General features: G+C 40.7%; 25 protein-coding genes. All 25 read left to right on the top strand.

The features are described 5' to 3' along the window. Positions 1-66: 66 nt before the first annotated feature. The 25 genes from sigK (at position 67) to ACDD58_RS13860 (ending at position 23,822) form a co-directional block, all read left to right on the top strand. Entirely contained in the window at positions 67-690 is a 624-nt protein-coding gene (gene sigK, locus ACDD58_RS13740) for an RNA polymerase sporulation sigma factor SigK (protein WP_117921753.1), read from the top strand. 215 nt (positions 691-905) lie between these two features. Next, positions 906-2,429 carry a YifB family Mg chelatase-like AAA ATPase gene (locus ACDD58_RS13745; protein ID WP_370778012.1) on the top strand — a complete coding sequence of 508 codons (1,524 nt, stop codon included), beginning with the start codon at positions 906-908 and terminating at the stop codon, positions 2,427-2,429. Position 2,430: 1 nt separating this feature from the next. Next, positions 2,431-3,516 carry a DNA-processing protein DprA gene (gene dprA / locus ACDD58_RS13750; protein WP_370778014.1) on the top strand — a complete coding sequence of 362 codons (1,086 nt, stop codon included), beginning with the start codon at positions 2,431-2,433 and terminating at the stop codon, positions 3,514-3,516. Positions 3,517-3,629: 113 nt separating this feature from the next. Continuing rightward, on the top strand, positions 3,630-5,717 hold the full coding sequence (gene topA / locus ACDD58_RS13755) for a type I DNA topoisomerase (protein ID WP_370778016.1): 2,088 nt from the start codon (positions 3,630-3,632) through the stop codon (positions 5,715-5,717). A 107-nt stretch (positions 5,718-5,824) separates the two neighbouring features. Further along, positions 5,825-6,610, top strand: coding sequence for a GTP-sensing pleiotropic transcriptional regulator CodY (codY, locus tag ACDD58_RS13760; protein ID WP_118208938.1), 786 nt, complete (start codon positions 5,825-5,827; stop codon positions 6,608-6,610). Between the two features lie 284 nt (positions 6,611-6,894). Next, the gene (gene flgB, locus ACDD58_RS13765; RefSeq protein WP_117921763.1) at positions 6,895-7,290 is read left to right on the top strand and encodes a flagellar basal body rod protein FlgB; all 396 of its coding nucleotides are present in this window, start codon (positions 6,895-6,897) and stop codon (positions 7,288-7,290) included. A gap of 32 nt (positions 7,291-7,322) precedes the next feature. After that, a complete protein-coding gene (gene flgC / locus ACDD58_RS13770; protein WP_370778019.1) occupies positions 7,323-7,763 on the top strand; it encodes a flagellar basal body rod protein FlgC in 441 nt (146 codons plus the stop codon). A gap of 18 nt (positions 7,764-7,781) precedes the next feature. Further along, positions 7,782-8,093: a flagellar hook-basal body complex protein FliE gene (gene fliE / locus ACDD58_RS13775; protein ID WP_117921765.1), complete on the top strand. Its 312-nt coding sequence runs from the start codon at positions 7,782-7,784 to the stop codon at positions 8,091-8,093. 18 nt (positions 8,094-8,111) lie between these two features. Beyond that, positions 8,112-9,710 (top strand): flagellar basal-body MS-ring/collar protein FliF, encoded by a 1,599-nt coding sequence (gene fliF / locus ACDD58_RS13780; RefSeq protein ID WP_243006879.1) that lies wholly within the window; start codon positions 8,112-8,114, stop codon positions 9,708-9,710. A 3-nt stretch (positions 9,711-9,713) separates the two neighbouring features. Then, on the top strand, positions 9,714-10,727 hold the full coding sequence (gene fliG / locus ACDD58_RS13785; RefSeq protein ID WP_117921770.1) for a flagellar motor switch protein FliG: 1,014 nt from the start codon (positions 9,714-9,716) through the stop codon (positions 10,725-10,727). After that, entirely contained in the window at positions 10,720-11,529 is an 810-nt protein-coding gene (locus tag ACDD58_RS13790) for a FliH/SctL family protein (RefSeq protein WP_370778022.1), read from the top strand. Before fliG ends, ACDD58_RS13790 begins: the two co-directional genes overlap by 8 nt. 15 nt (positions 11,530-11,544) lie before the next feature. Further along, on the top strand, positions 11,545-12,852 hold the full coding sequence (gene fliI, locus ACDD58_RS13795; protein ID WP_186898854.1) for a flagellar protein export ATPase FliI: 1,308 nt from the start codon (positions 11,545-11,547) through the stop codon (positions 12,850-12,852). Positions 12,853-12,866: 14 nt separating this feature from the next. Beyond that, positions 12,867-13,319: a flagellar export protein FliJ gene (fliJ, locus tag ACDD58_RS13800; protein ID WP_117921774.1), complete on the top strand. Its 453-nt coding sequence runs from the start codon at positions 12,867-12,869 to the stop codon at positions 13,317-13,319. A gap of 26 nt (positions 13,320-13,345) precedes the next feature. Further along, the gene (locus tag ACDD58_RS13805; RefSeq protein ID WP_117921776.1) at positions 13,346-14,188 is read left to right on the top strand and encodes a MotE family protein; all 843 of its coding nucleotides are present in this window, start codon (positions 13,346-13,348) and stop codon (positions 14,186-14,188) included. A gap of 47 nt (positions 14,189-14,235) precedes the next feature. Next, the gene (locus tag ACDD58_RS13810; RefSeq protein WP_370778025.1) at positions 14,236-15,732 is read left to right on the top strand and encodes a flagellar hook-length control protein FliK; all 1,497 of its coding nucleotides are present in this window, start codon (positions 14,236-14,238) and stop codon (positions 15,730-15,732) included. A 21-nt stretch (positions 15,733-15,753) separates the two neighbouring features. Further along, positions 15,754-16,509: a flagellar hook assembly protein FlgD gene (locus ACDD58_RS13815; RefSeq protein WP_006857491.1), complete on the top strand. Its 756-nt coding sequence runs from the start codon at positions 15,754-15,756 to the stop codon at positions 16,507-16,509. Between the two features lie 25 nt (positions 16,510-16,534). Next, on the top strand, positions 16,535-16,930 hold the full coding sequence (locus ACDD58_RS13820) for a TIGR02530 family flagellar biosynthesis protein (protein ID WP_015520434.1): 396 nt from the start codon (positions 16,535-16,537) through the stop codon (positions 16,928-16,930). 80 nt (positions 16,931-17,010) lie between these two features. Beyond that, positions 17,011-18,669, top strand: coding sequence for a flagellar hook protein FlgE (locus ACDD58_RS13825; protein WP_370778027.1), 1,659 nt, complete (start codon positions 17,011-17,013; stop codon positions 18,667-18,669). Positions 18,670-18,832: 163 nt separating this feature from the next. Further along, positions 18,833-19,036, top strand: a complete 204-nt coding sequence (locus ACDD58_RS13830; protein WP_006857488.1) for a flagellar FlbD family protein — start codon at positions 18,833-18,835, stop codon at positions 19,034-19,036. A gap of 54 nt (positions 19,037-19,090) precedes the next feature. Then, positions 19,091-19,885 carry a motility protein A gene (locus tag ACDD58_RS13835; protein ID WP_256451914.1) on the top strand — a complete coding sequence of 265 codons (795 nt, stop codon included), beginning with the start codon at positions 19,091-19,093 and terminating at the stop codon, positions 19,883-19,885. After that, complete coding sequence (locus tag ACDD58_RS13840; RefSeq protein WP_055194752.1) at positions 19,882-20,688, top strand: flagellar motor protein MotB; 807 nt, start codon at positions 19,882-19,884, stop codon at positions 20,686-20,688. The genes ACDD58_RS13835 and ACDD58_RS13840 overlap by 4 nt, the downstream gene beginning before the upstream one ends. Positions 20,689-20,704: 16 nt before the next feature. Beyond that, positions 20,705-21,232, top strand: coding sequence for a flagellar basal body-associated protein FliL (fliL, locus tag ACDD58_RS13845; protein ID WP_117921786.1), 528 nt, complete (start codon positions 20,705-20,707; stop codon positions 21,230-21,232). A gap of 31 nt (positions 21,233-21,263) precedes the next feature. After that, positions 21,264-22,244 (top strand): flagellar motor switch protein FliM, encoded by a 981-nt coding sequence (fliM, locus tag ACDD58_RS13850; protein ID WP_006857484.1) that lies wholly within the window; start codon positions 21,264-21,266, stop codon positions 22,242-22,244. A gap of 1 nt (position 22,245) precedes the next feature. Next, on the top strand, positions 22,246-23,424 hold the full coding sequence (gene fliY, locus ACDD58_RS13855; RefSeq protein ID WP_370778031.1) for a flagellar motor switch phosphatase FliY: 1,179 nt from the start codon (positions 22,246-22,248) through the stop codon (positions 23,422-23,424). A 38-nt stretch (positions 23,425-23,462) separates the two neighbouring features. Beyond that, the gene (locus ACDD58_RS13860; protein WP_117921790.1) at positions 23,463-23,822 is read left to right on the top strand and encodes a response regulator; all 360 of its coding nucleotides are present in this window, start codon (positions 23,463-23,465) and stop codon (positions 23,820-23,822) included.

Raw genomic sequence — 23,822 nt, forward strand, 5'->3', positions numbered from 1 at the left:
ATGGGGAAAAGCACGCACAACCTGGCAAAAACATAGAATGTATCAATAAAGCTTTTAAGGTGCGTTTTGAAAACATTCTTATCTCCACTTACGCCAGAGCAGGAAAACGAATGCCTGAAAAAATTAAAAAAAGGTAGCCTTGAAGCAAAAAACGAACTGACACTTCACAATATGCGTCTGGTTGCGCATGTGGCAAAAAAATATCAGAACTCGGAAGAAGATATGGAGGATCTGATCTCGATTGGAACGATAGGACTGATGAAGGCAATTGCAACGTATAAAGAAGATTATGGGAGCAGGCTGGCAACCTATGCAGCCAGATGTATCGATAATGAACTTCTGATGTATTTTCGGGCAAAGAAGAAAGTGTCGCGTGAAGTATCGTTATATGAACCTATCGGTATGGATAAAGAGGGAAATCAGATCCATCTGCTTGATATTGTGGAGAGTGAAGAACCGGATGTTGTGGAACTGTTAGAACATACAAGGCAGATTGAAAAGCTGCTTGGGCTGGTTCCTAAAGTGTTACAGGAAAGAGAATTGTTTATTATTGTACATCGTTATGGACTTTTTGGAAATAAGGAGATGACGCAGAGAGAAATTGCTTCTGCAGTTGGAATCTCACGTTCATACGTGTCACGTATTGAAAAAAAAGCATTGGATAAATTGAAAAAAAGTTTTTGCGAATAAGGTTGTATTTCTTACTATGAATGTGTTATACTTAGGCGACGGCGGATGTCGCCGCCTTATGTTCGGATTTATATCAGGTCTTAGAAGCTGGGTATGGAATTGCTCAGTGTTTCTATGCACAGGTTGTCGTGTGCATATGTCAGTAAAAATCAACTGCAGCATTTCTGCTGTAAGAATCAGATGAATCAGAAAAATGAATAAAAAGGAGGAATACGTTGTATAGTATTGTATCAACAGCGATCATACACGGAATCCAAAGTGTGCCGATTTCTGTGGAAGCAGATGTGAGCGATGGCATGCCTGTGTTTGAAATGGTAGGATTTCTTGCTTCAGAGGTACAGGAAGCAAAAGAGAGAGTGCGCACGGCACTGAAAAACTGTGGCTATGCATTGACTCCAAAACATATTACGATCAACTTTACACCTGCTAACATCCGGAAATCCGGATCTGGATTTGATCTTCCGGTTGCAGTTGCGGTCCTTACCGCATTTGGCTATGTCAGACAGGAACTGGTCGGAGAATACTTTGTAACAGGAGAGGTCGGGCTGAATGGAAAAGTACAGCCAGTAAATGGAGTTCTGCCAATGGTCGCGGAGGCAAAAGAACGAGGTATGAAGAAATGCATGGTTCCATGGGAAAATGCAAGTGAGGCAGCGCTGGTAGCGGACATGCAGGTGTTTGCCGTAAAAGATCTTGCGGAAGCTGTTACGGTTTTAAATGGAAAAGGGGAATATTATAATGAGCCATATAATATAGAAGAAATACAGGCAGGAAAGGCATTGGATTTTGCAGATGTATATGGACAGATATTAGTGAAACGTGCCTGTGAAACGGCTGTTTCAGGAATGCATAATCTGCTTTTGATGGGGTCTCCGGGTGCAGGAAAAACAATGATTGCAGAACGGATTCCTGAAATCCTGCCGCCCTTAAATGCAGAAGAACGGATGGAGCTTTCTAAAATATACAGTGTTTGCGGACTTTTAGAACATAAAAGAGGATTGATGCAGAAAAGACCGTTCCGTGCACCACATCATACGATCACACCGCAGGGACTTGCAGGTGGAGGTGCATTGCCGAAACCGGGGGAAATTTCGCTGGCACATAAGGGAATCTTGTTTTTAGATGAACTGACAGAATTTCAAAATGATACTCTGGAAATATTAAGACAGCCGATGGAGGATAAAAAAATATGTATCGCAAGACTGAATGCGAGCTATGAATATCCGGCTGATTTTATGCTTGTGGCTGCGATGAATCCCTGTAAATGCGGGTATTACCCGGATATGCAGAGATGTACCTGCACATCGGCAGCGATTAACCGGTATCTGAGGAAGATAAGCAGACCGCTTTTAGACCGGATTGATATATGTGTGGAAGTGCCGCCGATCGGATTTAAGGATCTTTACAATACCGGAAAAAGTGAACGGTCAGAAGAAATCAGAAAACGCGTTATACGGACACAAGAGATACAGAAAATGCGTTACTGTGGAGAAGAGTTCTGCTTTAACAGTCATATTCCGTCTTCTAAGATTTTTGAGTATTGTAAACTTGATAAAAAACAGGAAACTTACATGGAACGGATGTATAACAAATTAGATCTGACAGCACGGACTTATCATAAAATACTGCGTGTGGCACGCACACTGGCAGATATGGAAGAAAGTGAACAGATAAAAATGCGGCATTTAAATGAGGCGATCTGTTATAGAAATATTGATAAGAAGTTCTGGGAGGTATAGGGTGATAAATTATGCGTACTGGCTCTCAAATATTCCGGAAGTCGGAATACGCACCAGAAATAGGCTGATTGCCGCAGCAGGAAGTGCGAGGGAGATTTATGGACTGACAGAAAAACAGCTTCTTCTGATCCCTGGCGTGACGGAAAAACATGCTGCGAGGATCTTAGAGAGCAGAAAAAAAGATTATGATGCAATGTTTGAGGGGATGATAGAACAAGGAATCTGGTTTTTATCCAGAGAGGAACAGCTGTTCCCAGAACGTCTTGCCACAATCCCGGATGCACCATATAGCATTTATGTGAAAGGGAATATGCCGGCAGAGTGGAATAAAAAGACAGTGGCGATCGTTGGTGCACGCCGCTGTTCTGCTTACGGCAGATCAGTGGCAGAAAAAATAGCAGGAAAAATAGCAGAATCAGGTGCATGGGTTGTAAGCGGCATGGCATCCGGGGTTGATGGTGGCGGACATGCGGGTGCACTTGAGAAAAATGGATATACATGTGCAGTATTAGGGTGTGGGGTAGATATCTGTTATCCAAGATCAAATATTAGAATATACCAGGAGATACTTGAAAAAAATGGTGCGGTCATCTCAGAATATCCGCCGGGGACAAATCCGTCTGCGCCGCTTTTTCCTGCAAGGAACCGGATCATTGCAGGACTTGCGGATGTGGTGGTTGTTGTTGAGGCAAAAATAAAGAGTGGTTCGCTTATTACGGCGGATTATGCGTTAGAACAGGGGAGAGACATATATGCGGTGCCGGGACGTATATATGATGCGCTTAGCGGGGGATGCAATAATCTGATACGGCAGGGGGCAGGTATTATTTCTGATGTAGATGAATTCTTAAAAGAAATTGAATTACAGGGGGAGATAAATACCGGAGAAGATAATTTAAAAAATTTATTACTTGAAAAAGATGAGCGACTGGTGTATAGTTGTCTAAGTTTACGACCGAAAAACGTCGGGGAACTCTTGGAGAAGACTGGTATATTAGTACCGGACATAATGGACATACTTGCCAGACTTTTGCAAAAAGGTTTTATTACCGAGACAGTTAAAAATTACTATATCAGAAAAATATGAAAGAAATTCTTAGACACAGCAATCTGCACAAATGGAACAGAGCTGCTGTCAGAAACAATAGATGGCACGTTTTGTACACTGCTCTATTGTCATGAATAAAAGGAGATGGATGCATGGCAAAGTATCTTGTTATTGTGGAGTCGCCCGCAAAGGTAAAGACAATTAAAAAATTTCTGGGAAAAAATTATGAGGTAGTGGCATCGAACGGACATGTGAGAGATCTGCCAAAAAGCCAGATGGGAATTGATACAGAGAATGATTTTGAACCCAAATATATTACGATCCGCGGAAAGGGAGATATCCTGGCAAAACTGCGAAAGGAAGCAAAAAAAGCAGATAAAGTTTATCTTGCAACTGACCCCGATCGTGAGGGAGAGGCGATTTCATGGCATTTGAGCCAGGCACTGAAGCTGGATGATAAAAATGCACAGAGAATTACTTTTAATGAGATTACGCAGAATGCAGTGAAGGCTTCGTTAAAAGAACCGCGCCAGATTGACATGAATCTTGTAGATGCACAGCAGACCAGACGAATTCTGGATCGTCTGGTGGGATATGAGATCAGTCCACTGCTATGGGCAAAAGTAAAAAGAGGACTTAGTGCCGGACGTGTCCAGTCAGTTGCGCTTCGCATTATCTGTGACCGGGAGGATGAGATTAATGCATTCATTCCGGAAGAATACTGGACACTGGATGCAGAACTGTCTGTAAAAGGTGAAAAAAAGGCATTGCTCGCCAAATTTTATGGAGATGAGAATGGAAAAGTTACAATTTCCAGTAAAGAGCAGGCAGACCGCATCATGGCAGAGATGCAGAAAGAAGAGTTTCACATTTTAGAGGTAAAAAAAGGAGAACGTGTAAAAAAAGCTCCATTACCGTTTACAACCAGTACGTTACAACAGGAAGCATCTAAGGCACTTAATTTTCCGATTTCAAAAACAATGCGTATTGCACAGCAGTTGTATGAAGGTGTGGATGTCAAAGGTCAGGGAACGGTTGGTCTTATCACTTACTTAAGAACAGACTCTGTACGAATTTCAGAAGAGGCAGATGCACAGGCGCGGGAATATATTGCTGGAAATTATGGTGAAAACTATATTGCCGGTGAAAAAACAGCAAAGAAGAATGGAGCCAAAATTCAGGATGCGCATGAGGCGATCCGTCCGTCTGATATCAATCGTACACCTGTCATGGTGAAAGAGTCGTTATCGAGAGATCAGTTCCGCCTGTACCAGTTGATCTGGAAACGTTTTGCGGCAAGCAGAATGTCACAGGCGGTTTATGAGACAACAAATGTAAAAATTGGAGCAGGAAAATACCAGTTTACAGTATCTGCTTCTAAAATTGTATTTGACGGATTTATGTCAGTGTATACAAGCGATGATGATGAAAAGGCAGAGAATAATGTCCTGGTAGGCTCTATTGATGAGAATACAGTGCTTGGATTAAAAGAGTTTGATGAAAAACAGCATTTTACCCAGCCACCGGCCCACTATACAGAGGCATCACTGGTAAAAACATTAGAGGAGCTGGGAATAGGACGTCCGAGTACTTATTCACCGACAATCACGACACTGCTAGGAAGACGATATATTGTTAAGGAAGCGAAAAATTTATATGTGACGGAACTTGGAGAAGTGGTCAATCAGATTATGAAGGAATCATTTCCAAGCATTGTAGACGAACATTTTACCGCAAACATGGAATCGCTGCTTGATGGTGTTGAAGAAGGCAATGTAAACTGGAAAACAGTGGTACGTAATTTCTATCCGGATCTGGATGAAGCTGTGAAGGCAGCGCAGAAGGATCTGGAAAAAGTAAAGATAGAAGATGAAGTGACAGATGTTATCTGTGATGTCTGCGGCAGAAATATGGTAGTAAAATATGGTCCGCATGGCAAGTTCCTTGCATGTCCGGGATTCCCGGAATGCCGCAATACAAAACCTTATCTCGAAAAGATTGGAGTTGCATGTCCGAAGTGCGGTAAGGAAGTTGTACTTCGCAAAACGAAAAAAGGAAGAAAATATTTCGGCTGCGAGGATAATCCGGAATGTGATTTTATGAGCTGGTCAAGACCTGTTGCAGAAAAATGTCCGAAATGTGGCGGGTACATGGTAGTCAAAGGAAATAAGATTGTGTGTGCAGATGAACAGTGCGGTTATGTGACAGATCGTAAAAATGTTGAAAAAGATTCCGAATAATGAAATAATTTTAGGAAGAATATATTAAGAATATTGAATTTTCAGAATTGACGTGATAAAATATAGTACATCATGAAAGACATATATGTAGTCAGGAGGCACGCATTATGAGCGTTCAGTTGTTGGATAAAACAAGAAAAATCAATAAATTGCTTCACAATAATAATTCATCCAAAGTAGTATTTAATGATATATGCGACGTATTAAAAGAAATACTGGAATCAAATATCCTTGTCATCAGTAAAAAAGGAAAAGTACTTGGAACCGGAGTAAGACAGGGCGTCGAAGAGATCAATGAATTGATCGTGGATGAAGTAGGAGGTTTTATTGATCCGCTTTTAAATGAACGTTTGCTTGGAATCCTGTCCACAAAAGAGAATGTTAATCTTGAAACATTGGGATTTGTGGATGATGTAAAAAAATATACAGCGATCATTACACCAATTGATATTGCCGGAGAACGGCTTGGAACATTGTTTGTATACCGTGAGAACCGTCAGTATGATATAGATGATATTATATTGAGCGAATATGGAACAACTGTGGTCGGACTTGAAATGATGCGTTCTGTAAATGAAGAAAATGCAGAAGAAACAAGAAAGGTACAGATTGTAAAATCTGCGATCAGTACATTATCTTTTTCAGAATTAGAAGCAATCACACATATTTTTGATGAGATGGACGGCAAAGAAGGAATCCTTGTTGCAAGTAAGATAGCAGACCGTGTTGGAATTACAAGATCGGTGATCGTAAACGCACTTCGCAAGTTTGAAAGTGCAGGTGTGATCGAATCGAGATCATCCGGAATGAAAGGAACATACATCAAGGTATTGAATGATGTTGTGTTTGATGAACTAGACAAGATAAAGAAAGAGAATCATAAGAATAGTTAAATGAAAAGGAATTTGTTACGCTATTTGAAAAACGTGACAAATTCTTTTTTTATGAGGGTGCTTTTTACAGCATTCTGGCAACATGTTCGCTAAAAGATGCAAAAAATGTCGAAAAAAAAGAGAATTATGAAGAATCAGAACAAATTGTTGTACACGAAATCGTAAAATAATACAAGATACGGGGAAAAACAACGAAAAAAAGTAAAAAACTCTTGTGTTTTTTTTGAGATATTTTATAATAAAATAGAATAATGTAGAAAATAGTGCATGAAAGGAGCAACAGAATGTTTACAACGAATGCATTTGACTATACAAATATACTTGATAAAGCGGCTGATGCAAGCTGGATGCGTGAGAATGTTATCACTAATAATATTGCAAATATCGACACACCTGGATACAAGAGACAGGATGTTGATTTTGAATCTGTATTACAAAAGGCACTCGGTAAGACAAAATACAGCAGCCTTGATAAGAAGGTAAGAGAATTGAACCAGAATCTTGGAAAACTTACAGCGACATCTTATACGGATGCGGCAAATTATTCATACCGTCTTGACCGTAATAATGTGGATGAAAACACGGAAAATGCGGAGCTGGCTTCTGAATCATTGAGATATCAGCTATTGACGACAGCGATAACAAACAATTTCTCAAGAATGCAGACAGTCTTAAAATAAAAGAATAAAAAGAAACAAAGGATGGAAATTATATGGGATTATTTCAGGCATTTGATATCAGTGCAAGTGGTATGACAGCAGAACGCTTCCGTATGGATACGATTGCACAGAATATTGCAAATATTAATACAACAAGAACGGAAGATGGGACACCGTACCGGAGAAAGATTGTTACATTTGCGGAAAAGACAGAAACACCTTTTTCACAGTATTATGAGACGGCAAGAGCGAGAGCGGTTGGAAATGGTGTAAAAGTAACATCTGTAAAAGAAGATGATGAGACAGAAATGCGCATGGTTTATGACCCATCTCATCCGGATGCAGATGAAAACGGTTATGTTACATATCCGAATGTTAATACAGTAGCTGAAATGACGAACCTGATTGATGCAACGAGAGCATATGAGGCGAATACAACAGCATTTGATGCAACAAAAAGTATGGTACAGGCTGCACTCAACATCAGCAAATAAGGAAAGGAATGACGGTAAATGGACATTACTTCGTTGACAGGGATTACATCAGATTATATTGAAAAAGTAGCAGAACAGAACAGACTCGTAAATACTTCAGATGACAGTTTCCAGTCAGTACTTGATTCAGCAATGAATGTGTTGACAGAAACAAGTGATTTGCAGAATGATGCAGAGGCTGCTCAGATAGAATTTGCCCTTGGGAAGGCAGACAATCCGCATGATATGCAGGTTGCAGCAAAGAAAGCGCTTACAGCACTTCAGTATACAACAGCAGTAAGGGATAAAATGTTGGATGCATATAAAGAGATCATGAATATGCAAATTTAATGAATGGAGTCAGATAACATGCCGGAACAGGTGCAGAATATATTAAATAAGATTACAGAGTGGTGGAAAAAATTCAATACAAAGCAGAAAGCATTACTGATCAGTATTGTGGCAGTAATCCTTGTTGCACTGGCAATACTGGCAGCAGTTGTGAGCAAACCCAATATGGTTACGCTGCATGAATGTCAGACAACAGCGGAAGCTGGTACAGTAAAAGATCTGCTGGATGGTGAAAGCATTTCATATCAGATGTCTCAGGATGGTCTGATCTTTTATGTAGATGCGAAGGATGAAGCAGCTGCGTCTATCCTGCTCGGCAAGAATGACATTCCGAGTCAGGGAGCTTCAATCGATAATGTTTTTGAGGGCGGATTCAGCTCAACTGAGGCAGATAAAACAAAAAAATATAAAGTTTATCTGCAGAAATATTTCGCAGAACAGTTAGAGACACTGTCAAATGTTGAAAGCGCTTCTGTTACTCTCGATATTCCGAATGATGATGGAACAATTCTTGCAAAAGATCAGGATTCATATGCCGCAGTCATTCTTACCTTAAGTGGAGATATGGATGAAGATCAGGCCGCAGGTCTTGCAAAATACATAGCAACACAGCTTGGTAATAAAAATACAGATAATATTCAGATTTTAGATTCTAATTCCAATGTTTTATTTTCGGGAGATTCTTCTGATACTTCGATAGGAACAGCAAACAGTCAGCTTTCAGTAAAATCAAAGGCAGAAAATCTTGTAAAAAGCAAAGTAAAAGATGTTATGGTTGGATCTTCCCTGTTTGATCATGTGGAAGTGGCACCGGAACTCGTGATGGATTTTGACACATCGGAAGAGGCAACCCATGAATATTACGCACCAGACGGACAGACGAATGGTATGGTTGGCAGCAAGAGCGAGTATGAATCAGATTCAGAAGGTGGCGCGGCTGCAACACCTGGAACAGATTCCAATGATGATACTTCTTATGTAATCGAAGATAATAATTACACACACAGTACAGTTACAGATACAACAACCAATTATCAGAATAATGAGAAAGTAACAAAGAAATCTTCCAATGGAGGAACTGTTGATTATGCAAGTTCTTCTGTTTCTCTGGTGGCAACAAAATATCGTATCTATGATGAAGATACATTGCGTGCATCCGGAGCACTGGAAAATATGACGTTTGATGAGTATGTTGCAGCAAACAGTGACCCGACACCGATCACGGTTGATCAGGAATACATTACAATGATCTCTAATGCAACAGGAATCCCGACTGATAAGATTACGATCATTGCGCAGGAAGAACCGGTTTTCCAGTATTCTTCCGGTGGAAGAAGTGCTTCCGATTATTTACAGATTGTGCTTGTGGTTCTGATCCTTCTTCTTCTTGGTTATGTGGTATTCCGCAGCACCAGAAAAGAGAAAACCGCAGAGATCGAACCGGAGCTTTCTGTTGAGAGCCTGCTTGAATCAACAAAAGAGAGCCAGGAAGAAATGCAGGATATTGGATACAATGAGAAGTCTGAGACCCGTATCCTGATCGAAAAATTTGTGGAAGATAATCCAGAGGCGGCAGCTTCATTATTGCGCAACTGGTTGAACGAGGAGTGGGAATAAGGTATGGCAACAAATACACAGGATTATACTGGAATACAAAAGGCGGCGATTCTTTTGATTGCCTTAGGACCGGAGCGGTCTGCTGATATTTTTAAACATTTAAAAGAAGATGAAATTGAAGAGCTGACACTTGAAATCGCAAATACCAGAAGCGTTTCACCGCAGGTTAAGGAAGATGTCTTAAATGAATTTTATCAGATCTGCCTTGCACAGCAGTATATTGCTGAAGGCGGTATTGGATATGCAAAAGAACTGCTGGACAAAGCTCTTGGTGAGGAAAAGGCACAGGAAGTTATTACGAAACTTACAGCATCATTGCAGGTACGTCCGTTTGAATTTGTGCGGAAAACAGATCCAAGCCAGTTACTGAACTTTATCCAGGATGAACATCCACAGACAATTGCCATGATCTTATCATATCTGACATCCGCGCAGGCGGCACTTGTGATCGGGGCACTTCCACCGGAAAAACAGGCGGATGTTGCAAAACGTATTGCAATGATGGATCGTACATCACCGGATGTGATTAAAGAGGTAGAGCGTGTTTTGGAAAAGAAACTTTCTTCACTTGTCAATCAGGACTACACGATTGTTGGTGGTGTGGATGCAATCGTAAATATTTTAAATACGGTAGACCGTACGACAGAGAAACATATCATGGAGTCTTTAGAGATCGAAGAACCGGAACTGGCAGACGAGATCCGCAAGAAGATGTTTGTATTCGAGGATATCTTGCTGCTTGATGACCGTGCAATCCAGCGTGTACTCCGCGATGTCGATAATGCAGATCTTGGTGTTGCACTTAAGGCTGCAAATGAGGAAGTACAGAATGTTATCTTTAAGAATCTTTCAAAACGTCTGGCAGCAATGATCAAAGAGGATATGGAGTTTATGGGTCCTGTCCGTATGAAGGATGTTGAGGAGGCTCAGCAGAAAGTTGTCAGTGTTATTCGTAAATTAGAGGATTCTGGAGAAATCGTAATCTCCAGAGGCGGAGGTGACGAGATCGTTGTCTAATCTTTACAAACCATGGTTCGTACATACAGAGAGTCAGAATGCGAGGGTGATCAATTCAAATGATCATATGCAGGAATTTCTGAAACAAAACATCATAAAAGAGGCACAGCCGAAAGAAGCACGGCCGGTAGGATCGGATGGTTTTGCGGAGGGAATCATTACTGAAAAAACAGATAATGTGATCCCTGTAGAAGAACCGGAACAGGATATGTCTGCTGCAAATGAAAAAGCGGAACAGATACTTTCGCAGGCGAGGGCACAGGCGGATGTGCTGATTGACGATGCAAGACAAGAAGCAGAAACGATACGCGAGAAAGCAAAGAAACAGGGATATCTGGAAGGACAGAGTACATTAGAACAGGAGTATGACCAGAAAAAACAGCAATTAGAACAGGAACAGCAGCGGAAAAAGGCACAATTGCAGAATTCCTACCAGGAAAAACACAAAAATATGGAAAGAGAACTGGTGGATGTAATATTGGATGTGTTTAATAAAGTTTTTCATGTCCAGTTTGATGGCAAAAAGGAGATCCTGCTTCATCTGATCGATAATGCTATTGCCAATATAGAGGATGAAAAGCGTTTCCGGATCAAAGTGGCAGGCGACAATGTCTCATTTCTGGAGGAACATAAAGAAAATATATTAGATTATGTGGGTCATGATATAGAATTGGAGATCGTTCCTGATTATACGCTGGATGAAAATGCATGTGTTATAGAAACCGATTCGGGAATCTTTGACTGCAGTCTGGATGTGCAGCTTGATAATCTGATGAAAGATATCAGATCCTTGTGTTCTTAAAAGTGAGGCGGCAGAATGTATACATTTGATAAATATCTTCAGCTTGCTGACAAGACATATTTTAACCGTCTGGGCAAGGTGACAAAGATTGTTGGTCTTACGATTGAATCTGTAGGACCAAATGCAAAACTGAATGATCTGTGCCGCATCATTATCGATCGGGAACAAAATCTTTCGACGATGGCTGAAGTGGTTGGTTTCCGTGACAAACATTTGCTTTTGATGCCTTTTGAAAGCGTGGAAGGAATTGGTGTTGGCTGTATCGTAGAGAATACAGGACATCCTTTGACTGTAAAGGTTGGAGAAGAACTGTTAGGTCACACTTTAGATGGAATCGGGAGACCAACGGATGTGGATGAGTTGCTGGTTCCATATGATTACCCGGTTGAGGCACAGCCGCCGGACCCGATGGCAAGAAAGATCATTGATGAGGTTCTGCCTTTGGGCGTTAAGGCAGTCGATGGTCTGATCACAGTCGGCAAAGGACAGAGAATCGGTATCTTTGCGGGATCTGGTGTTGGAAAAAGTACTTTGCTTGGAATGTTTGCAAGAAATACAAAAGCAGATATCAATGTGATCGCACTGATTGGTGAGCGTGGAAGGGAAGTAAGGGAATTTGTGGAACGTGATCTTGGTGAAGAGGGTATGAAGCGTTCCGTAGTCATTGTTGCAACATCTGACAAACCTGCACTGATCAGAAATAAAGCTGCAAAAACAGCAACGGCAATTGCTGAATATTTCAGAGATCAGGGAAAAGATGTGCTATTGATGATGGATTCACTGACACGATTTTCAATGGCGCAGAGAGAGATAGGACTGGCATCCGGAGAACCACCGGTAACGAGAGGATATCCGCCGAGCGTATATTCAGAAATGCCTAAACTCCTAGAACGTGCGGGAACCTCAGACAAAGGATCTATTACCGGACTTTATACCGTACTTGTAGATGGTGATGATATGAATGAACCAATTACAGATACGGCGAGAAGTATTCTGGATGGACATATCATGTTATCCAGAAAATTAGGACATAAAAATCATTATCCTGCAATTGATGTTTTACAGAGTATTTCCCGTGTTATGAGCTCAATTGCTACAAGTGAACATAAAGAACTTGCCGGAAAATTAAGAAATGTTATGGCTACTTATAATGAGGCAGAGGATCTGATCAATATTGGAGCCTATAAAAATGGAACCAATCGTGAAATAGATTATGCTATTCAGAAAATACAGGCAGTAAATGAATTTCTGATGCAGAAGACCGATGAAAAATTTGAATTCAGTGAGGAAATTGATCTTCTTAGAAAACTGTTTGAAAACTAAGAAAGGTTTTTGACATGGCAAAGTTCAGATACAGAATGCAGAACATTCTTGATATCAAAGAGAAAATGGAAAATCAGGCAAAGACAGCCTATGGTATGGCAAATGCAAAACTGGCAACAGAACAGCAGAAACTTCAGGATATTCTGATCCGGAGAGCCGGGTATGAATCAAAAGCAAGGGAATTAGTAAGTGGAAACCTCAATGTTTTGGAAATTCGTGAATGTAGGCAGGCTATTGATGTTATGAAAAGCAAACAGCGCAGCCAGATGATGAATGTACATGCTGCGGAACGCAATGTTGAATTGGCAAGAAAACAGCTAAATGAAGCAATGGTTGAACGCAAAACACATGAAAAACTAAAAGAAAAAGCTTTTGAGGAATTTAAACAGGAACTTTTACATGAAGAGTCTAAAGAAATAGACGAACTTGTCAGTTATACCTATCACGATAATGGACAGCGCAGTTAGGCAGTTTGAGCGGACAGGAGGAAAACATGGCAGAAGAAAAAGAAGAAGTTGTAGATAAGAAAGCTGCAAAAAAAGAAGAAAAACAAAGAAAAAAAGAAGAGGCAAAAGCAAAAAAAACACAGCGGGCAGAAGATAGTGATGAGCTTGAGGAAGAAAGCGGCGGAAGCAAAGTGGCTGTATTCTTTGTCTCACTTCTGATCATAATTGTATGGCTTGCGATTATAGCACTTTTGATCAAATGGGATGTTGGTGGATTTGGCTCAGGCATGCTTGCACCGATCTTAAAGGATGTTCCTTATGTGAACAAGATTTTGCCGGATGATGCGGTGGAAGAAGTTTCAACAGAGGACAGTGCCTATGCATATGACACTATGGCAGATGCAGTGGAGCGCATCAAAGAGCTGGAAAAAGAACTGGCAGATGCCCAGAATACATCATCTGCAAATGCAGATTATATCAGCCAGCTGGAAGCACAGTCGGCAGAGTTACAGCAATATAAGGAAAACGAGGCAGAATTTGAAAAAGAAAAGCAGAGTTTTTATGAAGATGTTGTTTTTTCAGATGTAGCCCCGGATGTTGAGGAATATAAGAAATATTATGAAAGTATCGATCCTGCTAATGCAGAAGTATTGTATAAGCAGGTGGTAGCACAGACGGCAGAGGATGAGCAGCTTGATGATTATATCAAGACATATTCATCCATGAAGCCGAAAGAGGCGGCAGCAATTTTTGATACCATGACAGATAATCTGAAGCTGGTTGCACAGATTTTAAATGGAATGGATGCAGATTCAAGAGCTGCTATTCTTGGTAAAATGAGTTCTGATACCGCTGCAAAGGTAACAGAGATCATGAAGCCTTCAGAATAGATTATTAAGCGGCAGTACATGCAGCGAAAGAGAGAGGAGGAAGAAAAATGGGAAGCACGAGTGTTTCAGAAGTGACCGGTATCATGTCTGTTGGACAGGGAAGCCAGACACTCACAGGTACAAAAGAAGGAGATCTGAAAGTCCAGTTTGCAGAAGTGATGAGCCAGATGACAACACAGGTTGGATACGGATACAGTTATGGCGGACAGAACGGCAAACAGAACATGTCTGTTGTGACAGGGAAAAGCAGTGTCACAGATAACTATGAGCGTTATCAGAATAATGCTGCCAGTATAAAAAATAATCCGTCAGACAAAACAGATATCCAGACCGGGAATACAGATGAAAAGCTGGCTACATTTGAAGAGGATGTTAGACAGGTTTTGAAAGAGAAACTTGGCGTGACAGATGAAGAGATCACGGATGCAATGCAGAAGCTGGGACTTACTGTGGCTGATCTTATACAGCCGAACCAGCTTACACAACTTACAGCTGAACTTACAGGATCTGAAAATATCGGCGAATTGTTATGCAATGATTCGTTTATGGAAATTGTAAATGAAATCGGCGGATTATCACAGGATCTGTTAGATGATCTTGGAATGACATCACAGATGTTTACTGAGACGGTTGCGGCAGCATCACAGGTTGTAACGACTCCGGAATCGGCAGGTATTGAACAGTTACCGGAAATGCAGGTAACAGAAAATGTTAATGCAGACAAAACCGCAGCAAACGATAATCAGATGAATTCTGTTTTGAAGGAAGAAAAAACAGTTCAGACAGCATCAGATGCAGATGAAGTGGAAATACAAAAACAGGAAGACAATATTATCCTGCAAAAAGAAGTGGCAGAAGAAACAGATAATACAGACGATATGCAGGAAAAAACGACATTGTCAGAGGATAACAGCCTGATGCAGGAAGAAACAGATACAAAGGCAGATGACGGGCAGACAGGAAACAGAAATGAATCCGGGAACACGTCAAATCAGACAGCATTTGTGAGTCAGGAGCATACTGTTGATCCGGCAGCGGCAAAAACACCGGAGACTGTACCGGAATTTTCAAGACAGCTTGATACGTTAGATCTGATCCGGCAGGTGACAGAGTTTACAAAAGTTACTGTCCGTGAAGCACAGACGACAATGGAAATGCAGTTGAATCCGGAACATCTTGGCAAGCTTTATATCGAAGTAACAACCAAAGAAGGTAACGTATCTGCTCATATCATGACACAGAATGAACTGGTAAAAGAAGCCTTAGAGTCACAGATGGCAGAACTTAAACAGAGTATGAATCAGGCAGGCGTCAAGGTAGATGCTGTGGAAGTCACAGTTGGGAGTCATGAGTTTGAGAAAAACTTAGAGCAGAATGCAAAACAGGATGAAAGACAGGCAGAGGAGCAGGAAAAAGCTTCGCCAAAGACTAGAAGAATCAACTTAGATGAGTTAGATGAACTCTCCGGAGTCATGAGTGAGGAAGAAGCCCTTGTGGCGCAGATTATGGCAGATCACGGTAATTCCGTAGATTATACTGCTTAAAACAAAAGAAAGGAGAAAAAAATGGCATTAATTCAGCCCGTTGAAGACGGAAAAATACCAAAGGATACCAGTACTACAAGCAAATCGGATACCAGCAATGACCTTGGCTATGACCAGTTCTTACAGCTGTTATGTGCAGAGATGCAGTATCAGGATCCGTTAGAGCCTACCAGCAATACGGAGTATGTTGCACAGCTTGCTACATTTTCACAGATGGAAGCAACACTTGGTATGCAGAGTACAATCGAGAGCAGCAATGCAAATGCACTTGTTGGAAAATATGTTATTATCAAGACAACATCTTCGACTGGAGAAACAACCGCAACAGAGGGATTTGTTGATTATGTACAGAAAGAAAACGGTGAGCAGAAGATCTGTGTAAATGGGGTGTTATATTCACTTTCTGATGTATATCAGGTTGCAGATACCGAATACATGGAGGCAGAGACACTTGCTAAGACGTTTGCAGCAGCGGTTGCTAAATTGCCGAATGCAGCACAGCTTACATTAAGTGACAAAGATGATGTCAAGAATTTAAAGACATATTACGATAATCTGAATTCTTATCAGCAGTCAAAGATCGATACAGATACTTTGAAAAAATATCAGGAACTGCTTGCACAGATGGAAAAACTTGCAGGAAAAGACTGGTATAAAAGTACTTCATCATCGACAGGTACAACAACAGATACAAAAACAGATACAGATACAAAAACAGATACGACAACAGGAACAGATACAACAACAGACACAAAGACAGATACAGATAAAACCTGATATCTGACAGAAGGGAAATGCGATTATGAATAAGATCAGTAACCAGTTTGCTTCCATTGAGCAGGTAACTGACCAGTATCTGACTCGGAAAAGCACGGATGCGGTAACTTCGAGCGGTGTCTCCTTTGAAGATATTTTAAAGCAGAAGCAGGATGCAAAAGCAGGTGGGACACTTAAATTTTCCAAGCATGCCACGATGCGCCTGATGGATCGTAATATCAATTTGTCTAAAGAGCAGAATGAACGACTTGAGACAGGCGTTTTTAAGGCTGGTGAAAAGGGAATCAGAGAATCGTTAGTAATTGTTGATTCACTCGCTTTTATCGTAAATGTTCCGAACAGGACAGTCGTTACAGCAATGGACCGGACAGAGTCCGATGATAATATTTATACCAATATTGATGGTGCTGTGATCACGTAGCCGGACCGAAATGGAGGCTAGATTCCCGGAATGACAGAAGGGAAGGCAGCACAAAAGAACTTAGGAGGTCAATTTCAACTATGATGAGATCAATGTACTCTGCTGTGTCAGGTCTTAAGACACATCAGACAAAAATGGACGTTATTGGTAACAATATCGCCAACGTAAACACAGTAGCTTTTAAATCATCCTCAGTCGTATTTCAGGATGTTTTATATCAGATGACAAGCAATGCATCCGGTGCGAACGCAGCAACAGGTACCGGTGGTGTGAATGCAAAACAGATCGGTCTTGGTGTTACGACCGGTGCAACAAACTTAAGCATCACAACTTCCGGTGCGGCTGAAACAACCGGACGTGCATTCGATATCCGTTTATCAGACCAGTCTACGACAAACTTTTTTGTAGTTAACAACGGTTCTGAGAACCTGTTTACCAGAGCCGGTTCTTTCTATGTAGATGGTGCCGGTAACTTATGTATGACATCCACCGGTTATACAGTTATGGGATGGCAGGTAGATCCGACAACAGGAAATATCAAGAAGGATACCGTATCTGCACTTCGTGTCATGCAGACATCCAACCTGACATCTGCTCCGGAAGCAACCACACAGGCAAATGTTTCCGGTATTATTGATAAAAATGATAAGGATGTATTGTCAGACAACGGACTTGTCAAAACACTGACTTTTTTTGATAATCTCGGTTATTCCTATACAGCGCGTTTTGCAATGAAATCTACCGGAACAGATGGAAAATATACGGTGGAACTGGAAAAAATCTTGAACAGCGATGGAACAACATTCTATGATCCAGCGACCAGTCAGGTTAAATTGGAGGATGTGTTTGGATCAAAGACAGCTGATGCTATACTTGGTACTTATAATCAGGTGCAGAGTGGTTATTACTATGATGCCACCCAAAAGAAGTTTTATGTAGGAAGTAATAATAATGGCACAGAGTTAGAATGGGACGCTGCTACATCTACATTTAAAGAAAAAAATGATCCAACCAATACACATAGCTTAAAACAAGTATACGGAATTTCGAATGGAATGGTTGAGAAGATAAAAAATGGTGCGAAAGCAACTGTAGATACCACGACCGGAAAGTTGACAATTACCGGAGATGTAACGGATTATGCAATCGACTTCAGTACAAAAGATGGTACGTTTACAGGTGTTGGAGCAAGAACATCCAACAATAAGACAAATTCTGTTACACTTAATATGAGTAAGCTGGGAAATAATCCAACCCAGTTTGATGATATTACCATTGATTTTTCGGGACTGAAAGATGCAAACAACGGTGGTAAATCCACAGCGGTTATGTCTACAGGATCTATAGATGATGGTGTGACAGGAAAAGGAAAGAAATTAGGTGCCATGATCGGTATTTCCATCGATAACAATGGTCTTATCAAAGGTACCTATGATAATGGTAATACAGAGATACTTGGACAGATCGCTGTTGCACAGTTTGCAAATGCATCCGGTCTTGAAAAGGTTGGAGAGAACTGTTACCGTACAACCTTAAACTCAGGTGAATTTGATGGAATTGGTGTTGAGATTTCTGCGGACGGAAGTTCCATGACATCCGGAGAACTTGAAATGTCTAACGTAGACTTGTCCACGGAGTTCACACAGATGATCATCACACAGCGTGGTTTCCAGGCAAACTCCCGTATCATCACAACATCAGATACCCTCTTAGAGGAACTGGTTAATCTGAAACGTTAATGTAAAGTAAGAAAAAGATAATATTTGCGTAAAACCTGTCTTAAAATGTTGAAACAGGTTTTACACAATCAGTTACATATGTTATACTGAACATTGTGACCGGTTTTTGAAAAAATCGGTCACAATAAAAACTGTTGATTAATAATGGAGGAATGATTACTTTATGATCGAAGTGACACGATTGAATGGAACAACAGTATTAATCAATTCGGATCTGATTGAAACGGTGGAGGAGACCCCGGATACAGTTATTTCTCTTACAACAGGTAAAAAGTTTATTGTAAAAGAAAGTAGACAAGAGGTCAAAAATTTAGTAAAATCATACAAAAGGGATATTTTTACAAATGGCCTTTTAAGAGAAGAATAAGTCCCACGGATGGGATTTTATAATCTGAAAAATCAAGGATGGTAGGTGGAAAAAGTGGATATAGCATCAATAGTAGGTATGTTATTAGGCGTTGTAATGTTTGTGTTTGGTGTACTTTCCAACGGAGGTGTTGCAAGTTTACACTCCATGTGGGATACGGCATCATTCATTATTACAATAGGAGGTTCCATTGCAGGTACGCTCGCATCTTTTAAATTGGCAGATTTTATCAATGGTATAAAGTCAATAAAGCTGATTTTTAAGGATGAGGTTCAGGATCCGGCAGTTGTCATCAACCAGATTATCTCACTGTCGAATACTGCGAGAAAAGAAGGACTTCTGGCATTGGAAGAAGCAGCAAACGGGATTGAAGATGATTTTCTGAAAAAAGGAATTATGCTTGTTGTAGATGGTACAGATCCGGAACTGGTAAGAGGAATCATGGAGACTGACTTAGCCTGCGTTGAGAGCAGACATAAAGCTAAAATTGCTGTCTGGGAAAAATGGGCTGAATTAGGTCCTGCCTGGGGTATGATCGGTACCCTGATCGGATTGATCCTCATGTTGCAGAACATGGAAGATGCATCCACAATCGGACCGGCGATGGCAACAGCGCTTGTTACAACATTGTATGGTTCATTACTTGCAAACTGGTTATGTAACCCGATTGCAGGTAAGTTAAAACTGAATAATGATAATGAAATGATGATGAAGGAAATTTCCGTGGAAGGTATTCTGTCGATCCAGGCAGGAGAGAATCCGCGTGTTATAGAAGAAAAACTGAAATCATTCCTTGCACCTTCGGCGCGTAATACAGCGCAGGAAAGCGAGGCTGGAGGTGAAGAATAGTGAAAAGAAAGCCTGATGAACCAAAAGGATCACCAGCATGGATGAATACATTTGCAGATCTGATGAACCTGTTGTTGTGCTTCTTTGTATTGTTATTTTCTATGTCAACAGTAGATGCAGAAAAGTTTGAAAAAATGGTGGCTTCCTTTCAGAATACATTTAGTATTCTTCCCAATGGAGGATCTTCTATTGGAGATGGAACTCTGATATCATCCGGTGTGAGCCAGCTTGAAATGTTAGATTCTTATTATAAAGACAAAGCGAACTCTGAAACGGATCAGGAAACAGACGAAGAGAATGATGTAGTGGAAGAATATAAAGAACAGGCACTGGAAGAATCAGAAAAAATGTCTGAACAGCTGGAGGATGCCATTGCAAGATATGGAATCCAGGATCAGGTGGAAGTTGATTTCAATGCACAGTATGTCATGCTCAATATGAATGGAGCTCTTTTGTTTGACTCCGGGCATGCTGAAATCCGATCAGAGGCGTATCCGCTGATTGATAAGCTGGGTAAGCTGATCGAACCTTATCAGGATAATATCATAGAAGTAGAGGGACACACGGATAACGTGCCGATTCATTCTGCAAAATATGAAGATAATGATGTGCTTTCATTTTACAGGGCACGGGCGGTTACAGATTATCTAAGAGATATTACAACAGTGGAGCCCGCACATTTGAAGGCATCTGGAAGAGGTGAGTATGTACCTGTTGCAGATAATACAACGCAGGAGGGAAGAGCAAGAAACCGCCGCGTTATTATAAAAATATATAATTCTTATAGTTCAGATTTTAATTGAACAGGAAGGTAGCATTATGAAAAAGAATTTGATAACCGTAATTATTCTGGCACTGGTTTTAGCAAATCTTATTTTAACTGCAATTCTTGTGTTCACGATTATTCCGCAGACAAAAAAATCGAATCAGCTGATCGATCAGGTATGCTCTGCTATTAATCTGGAACTTCAGAGTGGAGAAAATACGCCGGCCACACCGGAAGTGCCAATCGAAGACATTGAAACTTATAAGATTACCGATGGATTTACCGTGAATTTAAAACAGAGCGATGATGGCAAACAACACTATGCTGTATTTTCAGTCAGTCTGTCTTTGAATACCAAGAGTGACGGATATAAGACTTATGGGGGATCGGAAGGGCTTGCTGCAAAAGAAACAATTATCCAGAGTGAGATCAACACGATCGTAAATGGATATACATTAGATGAGTTTGATGCAAATGGCTATCAGAATGTAAAAGACGATATATTAAAATCAATGCAGGATATGTTTGGAGGTTCAGACTTCATCGTTGGTGTAAACTTCTCAAGCGTTCAGACGGAATAGACCCAAATATTGTGTTAGGTGGTGAGAAAGAATGGGTGAAGTCTTATCTCAAAATGAGATAGATAGTTTGCTCAAAGCGTTAAGCAGTGGTGAACTTGATGTAGATGAAATGAAAGATGAAGATAAAAAACAGGTCAAAAATTATGATTTTGCCCGTCCTGCAAAGTTTTCAAAGGAACATCTGCGAACGCTGGAGATTATCTTTGAACATTACGGAAGACTCTTGTCAACCAATCTTCCTGTTTATTTACGGAAAAATGTTCAGGTTGAGGTGATGAACTCAGAAGCAGTTACATATTCAGAATTTTCAAATGCGTTATCGAATCCTGTATTACTTGGAATTGTAAATGCATCTCCATTGAATGGAAGCATTGTCATTGAGATGGCACAAAATCTTGGATATGTTGTAGTAGACAGAATGTTAGGTGGAAAGGGAGTGCCTCTGGATAAACCGAGGGATTTCTCGGAGATAGAATTGCTGATCATTGAGCGGATATTTAATGTGGCAGTAGATCTTTTAGTGGAGCCGTGGGAGAATGTATGTGAGTTAGAACCCCGGTTAGAGCGTATTGAGACGAATTCGCAGTTCGCACAGATTATATCGCCGACGGAGATGATAGCTCTGGTAACGCTCAATGTTAAGATTGGCGATGTGGAGGGATTACTGAATGTATGCCTTCCATATCTGACTTTAGAGAGTATTATGGACAAACTGAATACCAAATACTGGTATTCGAGTCTGCAGGAAAAAGATGAACAACAGTATACAGAAACGATCGAGGCACTTATTTCAAAAGCACCAATGCCGATCAAAGCTGTACTTGGTAACAGTTCCATTTCAGTAAATGATTTTTTGGGACTGCAGGTAGGAGATATTATCCGGCTGGATACGAAGGTTGATCAGGAACTGAGTGTCTTTGTTGGAAGTATAAAAAAATTTACTGCTCTGCCGGGAGAAACCGGTGATGACTATGCAGTAAGAATTACATCAGTGATTAGGGAGGAGCAGTAAGATGGATGGAACGATGTCACAGGAAGAAATCAATGCTTTACTGAACAATCCTTCAGGTACAGATGAAAATCCGGAAAATACATTGACAGAACAGGAAAAAGATGCGATCGGTGAGATCTCGAATATCAGTATGGGAACAGCGGCAACTACACTGTTTTCACTGGTAAACCGTAAGGTTGAGATTTCCACCCCAGTGGTTGCGTTTGCAAACTGGAGTGATATATGTGACGCATATGAAAAGCCATGTGTATTTATACGAATTGCGTATACCGTGGGATTAGATGGAAGCAATATTCTTGTTTTAAAAGAACATGATGTAAAAGTTATCACTGACCTGATGATGGGCGGTGATGGAACAAATACGGATGGAGAACTTGGAGAACTTCATCTGAGTGCGATCAGCGAAGCAATGAATCAGATGATGGGTTCGGCGGCAACATCATTATCTTCAATGCTGAACAAGGTAATTGATATTAGTCCGCCAAGTGCAGATCTGATAGATCTGCAGCAGACAATCGATGAAAGTCAGATTGATGAGTTCCTTGCAGGTGAGTTTGTAAAGATTTCATTCCGGTTAGAGATTGGTGATCTTGTTGACAGTGAAATCATGCAGTTATATCCTATTTCTTTTGCAAAAGAAATGTGTGTAAATGTAACAAGCAATATGGAAGAGGACAGCAATTCTACTGCAGGAATGAGTGAAAAAGAAAATACCCAGAGTACACCGGCTTCTCAGCCGACACCTGCACCGCAGCCACAACCTCAGATGGCAGCACAGCAGCCAATGATGGGACAGCCGATGATGGGGCAGCCAATGATGGGTCAGCCGATGATGGGACAACCAATGATGGGTCAGGAGATGTCGCAGATGTATGGACAACAGCAGGTAAATGTACAGCCGGCACAATTCCAGGCATTTACTGGAGCAGTACCGGGGAATTTTCAACCGGAAAATATTGATTTGATTATGGATGTACCACTTGAAGTTACGGTAGAACTTGGAAGAACTTCCAAATCAATTAAAGAAATACTTGATTTTACACCGGGAACCATTATAGAATTAAACAGGATTGCCGGAGAACCGATTGATGTTCTGGTAAATGGTAAATTCGTAGCCAAAGGCGAGGTAGTAGTAATAGAAGAAAGCTATGGTATACGAATTACTGAAATTATAAAATAAAAAACAAAAAAGAAGAGTTAAAGATAGGAGAGAAAATTATGGCTAAGGTTATGATTTGTGATGATGCTGCATTTATGAGAATGATGATTAAGGACATTCTTACAAAGAATGGTTATGAGATTGCAGCGGAGGCTGAAAATGGTGCTATTGCAGTGGAAAAATATCCTGAAGCAAAACCGGATCTGGTATTAATGGATATTACTATGCCGGATATGGATGGTATCCAGGCACTTAAAAAAATCAAAGAGATCGATCCGAATGCAAATATTATCATGTGTTCTGCAATGGGACAGCAGGCAATGGTTATTGAAGCGATTCAGTCAGGAGCAAAGGATTTTATTGTGAAGCCATTCCAGGCTGAGCGTGTACTTGAGGCAGTAAAAAAAGTAGTGGGTTAG

The sequence above is a fragment of the Roseburia sp. genome (genome assembly GCF_041325975.1).
GTDB classification, from domain to species: domain Bacteria; phylum Bacillota; class Clostridia; order Lachnospirales; family Lachnospiraceae; genus Roseburia; species Roseburia rectibacter.